Consider the following 1,667-nt stretch of genomic DNA (forward strand, 5'->3'; position numbering starts at 1 on the left):
GCTCCTTAGAAAGGAGGTGATCCAGCCGCACCTTCCGGTACGGCTACCTTGTTACGACTTAGTCCCAATCGCCAGTCCCACCTTCGACAGCTCCCTCCCACAAGGGGTTAGGCCACCGGCTTCGGGTGTTACCAACTTTCGTGACTTGACGGGCGGTGTGTACAAGGCCCGGGAACGTATTCACCGCAGCGTTGCTGATCTGCGATTACTAGCGACTCCGACTTCATGGGGTCGAGTTGCAGACCCCAATCCGAACTGAGACCGGCTTTTTGGGATTAGCTCCACCTCACAGTATCGCAACCCTTTGTACCGGCCATTGTAGCATGCGTGAAGCCCAAGACATAAGGGGCATGATGATTTGACGTCGTCCCCACCTTCCTCCGAGTTGACCCCGGCAGTCTCCTATGAGTCCCCACCATCACGTGCTGGCAACATAGAACGAGGGTTGCGCTCGTTGCGGGACTTAACCCAACATCTCACGACACGAGCTGACGACAACCATGCACCACCTGTAAACCGACCACAAGTGGGGGACCTGTTTCCAGGTCTTTCCGGTTCATGTCAAGCCTTGGTAAGGTTCTTCGCGTTGCATCGAATTAATCCGCATGCTCCGCCGCTTGTGCGGGCCCCCGTCAATTCCTTTGAGTTTTAGCCTTGCGGCCGTACTCCCCAGGCGGGGCACTTAATGCGTTAGCTACGGCGCGGAAAACGTGGAATGTCCCCCACACCTAGTGCCCAACGTTTACGGCATGGACTACCAGGGTATCTAATCCTGTTCGCTCCCCATGCTTTCGCTCCTCAGCGTCAGTTAATGCCCAGAGACCTGCCTTCGCCATCGGTGTTCCTCCTGATATCTGCGCATTTCACCGCTACACCAGGAATTCCAGTCTCCCCTACATCACTCTAGTCTGCCCGTACCCACCGCAGATCCGGAGTTGAGCCCCGGACTTTCACGGCAGACGCGACAAACCGCCTACGAGCTCTTTACGCCCAATAATTCCGGATAACGCTTGCGCCCTACGTATTACCGCGGCTGCTGGCACGTAGTTAGCCGGCGCTTCTTCTGCAGGTACCGTCACTTACGCTTCTTCCCTACTGAAAGAGGTTTACAACCCGAAGGCCGTCATCCCTCACGCGGCGTCGCTGCATCAGGCTTGCGCCCATTGTGCAATATTCCCCACTGCTGCCTCCCGTAGGAGTCTGGGCCGTGTCTCAGTCCCAGTGTGGCCGGTCACCCTCTCAGGCCGGCTACCCGTCGTCGCCTTGGTAGGCCATTACCCCACCAACAAGCTGATAGGCCGCGAGTCCATCCAAAACCACAAAAGCTTTCCACCAACCACCATGCGATGGAAGGTCATATCCGGTATTAGACCCAGTTTCCCAGGCTTATCCCAGAGTCAAGGGCAGGTTACTCACGTGTTACTCACCCGTTCGCCACTAATCCACCCACAAGTGGGCATCATCGTTCGACTTGCATGTGTTAAGCACGCCGCCAGCGTTCATCCTGAGCCAGGATCAAACTCTCCGTTGAAAACAAACAGACACAACCAAAACCACCGGAAATAACGGTCATAATGGCTGCACAAAATTTGAAACCAGCTAAAAACACCAAACCACACCACAGGGGCGGCACGATTCGGCAAATTCAACCAATTACATACATAATC

The 1,667-nt window shown here is 55.4% G+C and carries 1 rRNA gene; it reads right to left on the bottom strand.

Features of this window, described 5'->3' with window-relative positions:
* Positions 1-9: 9 nt before the first annotated feature.
* Positions 10-1,531: ribosomal RNA gene (locus PUN51_RS20615) — 16S ribosomal RNA — on the bottom strand.
* Positions 1,532-1,667 lie beyond the last annotated feature (136 nt).

The organism is Arthrobacter sp. NQ4 (genome assembly GCF_029077345.1).
In the GTDB taxonomy this organism is placed as follows: Bacteria; Actinomycetota; Actinomycetes; order Actinomycetales; family Micrococcaceae; genus Arthrobacter.